This window comes from Streptomyces sp. SM11 (genome assembly GCF_002910905.1).
In the GTDB taxonomy this organism is placed as follows: domain Bacteria; phylum Actinomycetota; class Actinomycetes; order Streptomycetales; family Streptomycetaceae; genus Streptomyces.
Window position 1 is genome coordinate 1,186 of the sequence record NZ_NEUE01000310.1, and the last position, 8,959, is coordinate 10,144.

At 67.5% G+C, this 8,959-nt stretch carries 6 protein-coding genes and 3 pseudogenes; 5 read left to right on the top strand and 4 right to left on the bottom strand.

Annotation, left to right across the window (positions count from 1 at the left end):
- Positions 1–666: 666 nt before the first annotated feature.
- The 3 genes and pseudogenes from B9S58_RS36875 to B9S58_RS36885 all read right to left on the bottom strand — a co-directional run.
- Positions 667–1,104 (bottom strand): annotated as a pseudogene (locus B9S58_RS36875) (IS21 family transposase); the annotation flags it as partial.
- Positions 1,105–1,210: 106 nt separating this feature from the next.
- Positions 1,211–1,753, bottom strand: a complete 543-nt coding sequence (locus B9S58_RS36880; protein ID WP_146063609.1) for a hypothetical protein — start codon at positions 1,751–1,753, stop codon at positions 1,211–1,213.
- Complete coding sequence (locus tag B9S58_RS36885) at positions 1,750–2,133, bottom strand: hypothetical protein (protein ID WP_258045257.1); 384 nt, start codon at positions 2,131–2,133, stop codon at positions 1,750–1,752. The genes B9S58_RS36880 and B9S58_RS36885 overlap by 4 nt, the downstream gene beginning before the upstream one ends.
- A 64-nt stretch (positions 2,134–2,197) precedes the next feature.
- Between B9S58_RS36885 and B9S58_RS36890 the strand changes: the two are divergent.
- Positions 2,198–2,551: pseudogene (locus B9S58_RS36890) on the top strand (IS701 family transposase); the annotation flags it as partial.
- A 24-nt stretch (positions 2,552–2,575) separates the two neighbouring features.
- Here the strand turns inward: B9S58_RS36890 and B9S58_RS40120 are convergent.
- A complete protein-coding gene (locus tag B9S58_RS40120) occupies positions 2,576–2,950 on the bottom strand; it encodes a LuxR C-terminal-related transcriptional regulator (protein WP_308457945.1) in 375 nt (124 codons plus the stop codon).
- 517 nt (positions 2,951–3,467) lie between these two features.
- Here B9S58_RS40120 and B9S58_RS36900 point away from each other — a divergent pair.
- The 4 genes and pseudogenes from B9S58_RS36900 to B9S58_RS36915 form a co-directional block, all read left to right on the top strand.
- Entirely contained in the window at positions 3,468–4,043 is a 576-nt protein-coding gene (locus tag B9S58_RS36900) for a hypothetical protein (RefSeq protein ID WP_103536195.1), read from the top strand.
- An 11-nt stretch (positions 4,044–4,054) separates the two neighbouring features.
- Positions 4,055–4,192, top strand: a complete 138-nt coding sequence (locus tag B9S58_RS40405; RefSeq protein WP_374935744.1) for an NAD(P)-binding protein — start codon at positions 4,055–4,057, stop codon at positions 4,190–4,192.
- Between the two features lie 708 nt (positions 4,193–4,900).
- Positions 4,901–8,035: an amino acid adenylation domain-containing protein gene (locus B9S58_RS36905; RefSeq protein WP_181009584.1), complete on the top strand. Its 3,135-nt coding sequence runs from the start codon at positions 4,901–4,903 to the stop codon at positions 8,033–8,035.
- A gap of 187 nt (positions 8,036–8,222) precedes the next feature.
- Positions 8,223–8,959: pseudogene (locus B9S58_RS36915) on the top strand (IS5 family transposase); the annotation flags it as partial.

An 8,959-nucleotide genomic window follows, 5' to 3' on the forward strand; every position in this document is an offset into this window, starting at 1 on the left:
TGGTGCTGGTCATGAGGGGGTGGTTCTCCTATCGTGCCCTCTCAGGCTAACCCGACGAAGCGGGACGTCTCACCCAAGGCTGACAGAGAGGGGGGTGGCCGTGGTGTCACAAGTCCCGTTGCCTTTCGGCAGCCGGCAGCCGGCAGCCGGCAGCCGGCAGCCGGCATCCGCTTCTTGGACTTCCTGTCCCGCCGGGGGCTTACGCCCCTCTCACGATCGCCCTACCCGGCCTCAGGGCCGGGACCCCGACGGGGTTTCCACGTTCCGCGTATACGAGATGCGACCGGGGAGGACGCCCCCTAAACCCCGGGACCAGCGGTGTTCACACGACCGACGGGGCAGGCTCCGGTCGTAGCTCGCCGCCTCTTCCAGCGGCCAGGCCCTATCACCCGGTATTCATCCCGTCTTTCCGGGCTTGTCGATGACGAGGCATCACAGGGGGTTCACTCGCGTTCGTCCGTCCGGTCTTCTCCTTGCCCGGTTTCTCCCCCTGACGGATCGGGGGCCCTTGGGCTTCTTCCCTGAGCTTCGCACCTTCAGCGGGCAGGACCCGCGAACGCACGTCAAGGCGGAGATCGATCTCGAACACTGATCGAGAACTACGCAGCCGGCATAACCGGCCTCCAATCTGCGAGTTCACTCATATACGCGACCTCGTGTCGCACCACCCCAGTCGATCTGGGCCTGGGCGCCCGGGATCACCTCGAACCGCCGGTGCAGACCGGCAAGTTCACCAGGACTGATACCCAGCTCCTCGGCGACGCGCGGCCGGGCTTCCTGCAAGTAGATCTTCACACGCTGGTAGTTGCCGGTGAAGCCGTACTGGGCAACGAGGCGTTCATGAACCACGGCCCCCTTGATCAGGATCTCGGCCCGCAGCATCGCATCGATCAACGGCGCGACCTCGTCCACCACCCGGCTACGGGGCTTTCCGCTCGACGTCCGCTGCGGCGGCGCGATCGGCGCCTGCTCGGTCAGGTACTTGCGGACGGTGCGGCGGTTGAGGCCGGTCTCCTTGGAAATCTCCGACAGGCTCATCGCCCCGGACTCCAACAGACCGCGAAAACGCCGCAACTCCAACCAGCGATGCGGGTCCAAGACCATCGTCAGCCGCCCTCCGCCACTATGAACCGACAGCAGCAGACTGCCGAGCGCCCTCCCTCAACACCTCAAGAACTGAGCACATTCATCCGTACGGAGCTGAGCACGTTCACGTGTACGCCGACAGACGGCGAGTTCCTGGACCTGCCGGTGCCCGATGCCGGAGCCGGTGTGGGCGTTTGATTCGCTCGCAGGCGTCGGCGAAGCTGCCGCGGGCGGACTCGATCGCGGCGAGCCTGGCCAGCCCGTGCGCGTGCAGTGCGTCTGGAAGGTTCAGCACCGCGTCAGCCGGGTGCAGGTCCGCCACCCTGGTGCCGCGGTAGGCGATCCGGACCACGGTGACCTTGCCGAACACCGTGGCCAGCATCCGGCGCCGGCCCCGCTCGATCCGGGAGCGCCCGGCACCGGCAGCGTCCACGACCTCCTCACGGCGCACCTCGTCCCTGGCCCGCAGGGTCAGGTGGTCCTGGAACAACTGCCGGGTGACCTCGCGCATCCGCGCACCCAGCAGGTCCTCCAACCGCGCGTGCGTCATCACCGCGGCTTCCGGAGCCGCCAACTCCGCACACGCCGCGGCGAACAGACCCGCCGAGGCGGCGAAAGCATCCTCACACTCCGCGAGCGCACCGTCGGACGGCCTCACCACGCTCACCACCCCTGCTTTCTGCCGTCGACCTTGAACAGCCCGGACGAAGGCTCGGCCAGGATTCCGCGCTCCACCAGCCGCTTCAGCTTCGAGCGCATCCCCTCGACGTGCCGCGGCTCGGTCCCCAGCCCCAGTTGCCGACAGACCTCTTTGCAGCGCATCGCCGCTCCCGAGGTCGCGAACAAGGCGATGATCTCCCGGTACTCCGGCGACATCACCGTCACATCCAGCTCTGACTCGGCCTTCAACAGCGCCACGGCGACCCCGCCGTCACCCCCACCCGCGCCGTCCGAGCCCGGCACCGGCGAAGACGGCGCGGCCAGCACCTCCTCCACCGTCTCCCGCGCGATCTGCAACCGCGCCAGCCGCTCCTCGGCCCCGGACAACTCCTCGGACAGACCAGCGATCTGCGCGAGCTGAGGTACTGGGCCATGCCGAGCGGCTGCGTGAGTGCGGGTCGCCGGGCGCAGATGGACGGTCGAGGAGACCTTCCAGTCCGGCAAGGGCCTGGCCGGACTGGACGAGCACCAGGTCAGACGCTGGACGTCCTGGCACCGCTGGGTCACCCTCGCGATGCTCGCCCACGCCTTCCTCACCGTCGTCCGCGCCGACGAACACGCCCGCCACTCGAAGCCGGACGGGCTGATACCGCTCACCTGCAACGAGATCCAGCACCTGTTCACCGCGCTCGCCGTCCGGCCCGTCCACGACGCGACCCACCGGCTCGACTGGTCCCATTGGCGACGCCGCCACCAGGCCCGATCCCAGGCCAGCCACTATCAGCGACAAGCCGCCCAGACATGAAGATCGCGATCTACAGCTGGAGTACTAACCGCTAAACCCGTCGCGTCGCGTCGGCGCACCGAAGTGCCGAGAGATTACCTCGGCACGGCCTGATACTCCCAGCTTCCGGTAAATAGAATGCAAATTGTTCTTCACCGTACGCTCGGCTATGCCAAGTCTGCGACCTATCTGACGGTTCGAGATTCCGGTCAAAAGCAGCTGGAAAACTTCGTTCTCGCGATCCGTGAGGGACTCTATGTCGTTGTCGGATAGCTTCGGCGCGGGGGCAGGTAGGTCGGAATTTGACTGATTCTCCTGCACCAGGATCTGCAACAGACGGGTTATCTCTTCGATCTCCCGGAGCAGCACCCGGAGACTGCACGCGATGTCGTGGTGGCAAAATTCTTCCTCGTCGGGCATGACGACATCCTCCGGGGTGAGTCTGTCGCTCATAGACGGGGCAGGGATTCTGACGTCGGGAAGCGGTGCAGACGGAGCCGTTATTCCCTTTCTGGCGGGGTGGCGAACCCAGGATCCAGTTCCGCCCCTTTGTCAGTTCGCCCTCACTGGTACACCTGCGTCCCTGTAGCACCTGCTGCCACTGGACGGTACTGGGACCCTGCGCCGAACTGTGGCGTGAGTGCGATGAAAAGAGCCGGTGAACCATTACGGTGGCGCGGACTGATGGGGGCACCAAAGGACCTGGTGCCGTATCGAAGGTACCTAATGCTCTGCTGTTTCCGGGTTCGAGAACCGGGCACTCGGGTTGTACGTAACGGCGAAAGAAACGATACTGGGGAGGGAATTTATGAATGCCGGTCCCGCGTCTGCTGCCGCCCAGTTACTCGTGGAGCAGGAGCAGATCACCAGTCAACGTGATAACGCACTGCTGCGATCAGCCCGCGCTGGCCGGGTGGGTCGAGAAGATCTTCGTCGCATGGTGCAGGCTGACCAGTTGTGCCTCGAGACCGAGACGCTGACTTATGCGGTGCTTCTCGCCCGGTTCCCCAGCGGGACGGCAGCTGATCTCTTCTCCGGGCTGAATTCCGCCCTGCGCATAGTCAAGCCTAGCCTCGACCGGTGCGCGAAGGCTCTGGGCTCGCCTCCCGTCTCCGCTCTCGACCCGTCCAAGGACGTCAACGCGTTCGCCTTTCCCATGGCTGTTTCCTGGATGTGTCTGCACGCCGGGCCCGCTGCCGCTGCACTGGCGCTGCGGTCAGATTTCGCGGCCTACGCGCGGGAGAGTCGGGAACTCGTCCGGATGCTGACCGACGCGGGCGCGGAGGTGCCCGAGGCGTTCCGTGACCACTACAGCATGCCAGCGCCTTCGGAGCTGCTCGACCTGGCCGCCACCGTCGTGAAGGACGGCATCCGTGAGGGCGAAACGTCCGACCACACCGCGTCGGTGGCCAAGCTTTTACTGGCTGGCCTCGACGGTTTCTGGCGGTTCGCCGCTGGGCCGGAGCGGGCGCCGTCCGCAGTCGCTGCGGGGCCGCGAAGCCGGCAAGGGTGACGGCCGTGCGGGTGGGAATAGCGGGCGGTGGGATTGCGGGTCTGACGCTGGCGTGGTTGCTCGACGAGAGCCACGAGGTACTTCTGCTGGAGGAACGGCCACGCGGAGTCCGTCCAGACAACCGCAGACGGCGGTACTCGTGTCATTGACCTTGGTGTCCGGGAGACACCCATCGAGGTGTCTCCGGTCTGGCGGCACGTCGCGGCGTCAGCGGGTATTGCGGCAGAGGATTTTGTTGCGACCAAGGCCTCTCGCGTTGTTTCCACAAGCACGCGCGCTCGGCTCTGTGGGTCTCCGCCGCCGAACTCTACCGATACGGTACGACCGGTCACGACCGAGGGGCCGACGTACCGGGCCATGGTTCGCTCTGCCGAGAAGTCCGCGCGGTGGGAGCTGGGCGGGATGACCTGGGACGTCACGCTCGACGACGTCCTGACTTCGTGGTCGCTGCCCTCCTCCTCGGTGGAGCACTTGTTGTGCGCGTTGCCGGCTTCGCTCTACGGCTGCACGCTGGATGAGGTGCGAAACCTGTCCGCACGGGCGGTCGGCGCGATCTTCGCCCAGCCGGACACGGTTCCCCGGACGACGTACCTGCGATCGAGATCCACGTCCCTCGTCCACGGGCTCGCCGCCGGCACAACGGGCCGTACGACCCGTCGGCTCCCAGTGGAGGGCACGGTCCTCCGCTGGACGGCGCGACCGGCATGCGGAGCCGCACGTCGGCTGACCACCAGTTCGCCGCCGAAGCGGCGGCGGATCCCGCCTTCGTCCCCTTCGTGTTACCGCGTCAGCCCTCCGCCGGGGGCGACGCCGCAGGACAACGACCTGATAACCCAAACCGAACCCAAGGAGTCGGCGTGGCAACACCAGACGAGACCACCCCCACCCCCCCACCCCGGCACGCCCGTAGTTGGAACCAGGTGTCCACCAGCTATTCCCGGACGGCCACCATTCCTCTCCTCTTCACGGAACAGGTCGACGCCCGGCCCGAGGCAACCGCCATCGAATGGGCGGACGGGGGGTGGAGCTACCGCGAGCTGGCGGCACAAGTCCGGCGCGGCGCCACAGCCTTGCGAGCGCACGGCGTTGGCGCCGGGGACGTGGTCGCAGTTGTGATGCGCCGGTCCCCGGAGGCGGTGGCCGCCATCCTCGCGGTCCTGCACGCGGGCGGTGTCTACCTCCCGCTCGGCCCCGACCAGCCCGCCGACCGGCTGCACCGGATACTTCAGGACGCCGGCGCCCGGGTGGCGGTGCACGGCGCGGACGAGCCCGTGGAGGTACCGGACTCTACGACCGCCATCTCCGTCGACGACCTGTTCAACGTTCCCGAGGAAGCCGATCAGCGGTGGTGGCGCGAACGCATCGCCGGTGAGGCGGCGTACGTCATCTACACCTCGGGATCGACCGGCACGCCCAAAGGAGTGGTGTGTCCCCACCGCGGCCAGACCAGGCTGGCCCACGGGGCGGGAGAACTGCGCATCCGTCGAGACGACCGCGTTCTCGCCACCACCGATCTGACGTTCGACGTCTCCTGCTTCGAGATCTTCGCCACCCTGCTGAACGGCGCCTGCCTCCTCCTCACGCAGGGCTTGGACCTGCTGGACTCCCAGGCGTTGGAGAACGTGGTGCGCGGACGGCAGGTCAGCGTGATGTGGATGAGCGTGGGCCTCTTCCACCAGCACGCCCACCTCGCACCGTACCTCTTCGCCGGACTGCGTCTTCTCGTCGCGGGCGGTGACGTGCTCAGCCCCCGCGCAGTACGCGCCGTCCTGGCGGAGGGCCGGCCGGGCACCTTCCTCAACGGTTACGGGCCCACCGAGAACTCCTCCCTGTCCACCGTATGCCGGGTGGACGACCTGTCCCCGCAGGCCGAGACGGTGCCCATCGGAGTGCCCGTTGCGGGCTCGACCGCCTACGTGGTGCGCAAGGACGGCACGGTCGCCGCCCCCGGTGAAACGGGCGAGTTGTGGGTCGGCGGGGACGGGGTGGCGCTGGGGTACCTCGGCGACCCGCGCAGGACGGCGGAACACTTTGTCGAGGACCAGTGGAGCCCCGACGAGATACGTGGACGGCTCTACCGCACCGGCGACATGGCACGGTGGCGTGAGGACGGGGTGATCGAGTTCATCGGACGGCGCGACCGCCAGGTCAAGATACGCGGCTACCGCGTCGAGTTGGACGAGGTCGAGTCGGTGCTGTCGACGCATCCCCACGTACACCAAACGGCGGTCGACATCGTCGGTGAGGGGGCGGGGCAGCGGCTGGTGGCCGCTGTCGTGGCGCACAGTGGACGTGAGCAGAAGGACCTTACGGCTCACCTGCACGAGCATGTACGCGACCGCTTGCCCAGCTACATGGTGCCGACGCGGATCGTGCTGGTAGACGCACTCCTCCTAACCTCCACTGGCAAAGTCGACCGCAGGTCGCTTTCCGCCCTGGCCAAGCCCGCCGCCCTGCCGGCGGCCCGCGACGAGGCGCCCCAGGGAGAAGTGGAGGAGACCCTCGCTGGAGTGTGGCGCGATGTCCTCCACGAGGACACGATCGAACGCGACGCGCACTTCTTAGCTCTCGGCGGTACGTCGCTTCGGGCCACACAGGTCACCGCCGCGGTACGCGAACGGCTGAAGGTACCGGTCGGTTTCGGGCGGGAGATGATCCGCAGCCTGGTCGCCGACCCGTCCCTGCGAGACTTCGCCGCGACGGTGCGGGACCTGCTGGCCGGTCACGAGCAATCCGCCGATGCGGACACCGACTTCGCGGCCGAGCGCCGACTCGACCCGGACCTGCACTACAACGCGCCCGCGACGGCCACTCTCCAAACACCACGGCAGGTACTGCTGACCGGTTCAACCGGATTCCTGGGGGCCTACCTCGTGGACCGGCTGCTACGGGAGGGCGTAGAGCGAGTGCACTGTTTGATCCGCGCCGACGACCCACCACAGGCCCTCGCACGGCTGGCCGCCAGGATGCGGCGCTACGGCCTCGCCCCCGAACCGCTACTGGGCCGTGTCGTCCCCGTCCCCGGAGAGCTGGCCGAGCCGCACCTCGGTCTGTCCGAAAACGACTGGGACCAGCTCGCCCGGGAGAGCGACCTGATCGTGCACTGCGGCGCACGGGTCAACTTCGCCTACCCCTACCGAGCGCTCGCGCCGATCAACGTCGGTGGCACCCGCACGGTACTGAAGTTGGCAGGCGAGCACACCACCAAACCGCTCCACTACATCTCCACCATCGCGGTGATCGCCGGGTTCGGCACCGCCGGCGTCGCACACGTCGACGAAAACACCCCGCTTGACCATGCTGACCGCCTATCCCTGGGCTATCCCGAGACCAAATGGGTCGCGGAGAACCTCGTCGCCGAGGCCGGACGACGCGGCCTGCCCGTCGCCATCCATCGCCCCTACGAGGTGACCGGCACCGTGGACCGGGGCACGTGGAACACCGACACCATGATGTGTGCACTGTTTCGCACCATCGCCGAAACCGGCCTAGCCCCAGATATGGCCCTGCCGCTGGACTTCGTACCGGTGGACTACACCGCGGACGCGATCACACACATCATCACCCAGCAAAAACCCGACGGACGCGTCTATCATCTCACCAACCCCCGCGCGGCCCGTCTGTCCCTCCTCGTGGAACGCCTGACCGCGATGGGCTATCCCGTGCGGACCGTGCCCTACGACGCGTGGACGGAGATGCTCGCCGATCTGACGGCCCGGCTGCCCGACCACCCCATGGCCCCATACGTCGGCATGTTCGTCGAACCGGCGCACGACAGCGAGGTCTCGGTCAAGCAGATGTACACCGACGGGGTCTTCCCCACCTTCGGTCGCCACAACACCGACGCTGCAATCGCTGACAGCGGACTCGTCTGCCCGCCCGTGGACGCCGGGCTGCTCGACACCTACCTGCGCGAGTTCAGGCGCACCGGCTTTTTGGCACCGCCGTCCACATCCACCGGCACCTCATCCGCTCCCGGGAACACCACATGACGTCCGGCTTCCATGTCCGCACGTCATGGAAGCTGTCGGATGTCTCCTACAGTCTGCGCGGCCCACTGGCGGCCCAGGCCGAACGAATGCGTGCCGCCGGGGAGGATGTACTAGGGCGTGTATCGGGTCATGATCAATGTGTGGGATTCGCCCTCACGGCGAGGACGAATCCGGTAGTCAGGGGCGTATGACGCGTGCGCAACTGAGTGATGAGGAGTGGGAGTACGTCGGGCCGTACCTGCCGATCGGCGAGTACGGGCCGTATCCCGCTACTCTGCGGCAGCAGTTCGAGGGCGTGATCTGGAAGTTCCGTTCCGGGGCGCAGTGGCGGGAGATGCCCGCCGAGTTCGGCGCCTGGTCCACCGTGCACAACCGCTTCAGGCAGTGGCGCGATGCCGGGGTCTTCGAGGCTCTGCTGGAGGGCCTGTTCGCCGAGGCCGCCAAGCGGGGCCGAGTGGACTTGTCGCTGGTCAGCGTGGATTCCACCACGGTCCGAGCCCACCACGACGCGGCCGGGATGCAGCTGGACGACCAGACCCTGACCGCCCTGGAGAAGGCCGCCGCCGAACAGGAGAAGGCCCGGTTAAAGGGGGCAGCCCGGAAGGACAAGCCGGACAGAGTGCCGACCCCGCCCGCGAGGAGCGAAGACGTATCCGGCGCCGACACCGGGTCCGATTGAAGGCTGCCCTGATGGGGCGCTCGCGAGGCGGCCGGACCAGCAAGGTCCACCTCGCGGCCGACCGCCGCTGCCGCCCCCTCGCGATCATCCTGACCGCCGGACAGGCCGCCGACAGCCCCCGGTTCATCCCCGTACTGGACAAGGTCCGCGTCCGCGGCCCGGTCGGCCGGCCACGCACCCGCCCCGACGCGGTCGCGGGCGACAAGGCGTACTCCTCTCGCGGTAACCGCGCCTACCTGCGCAAA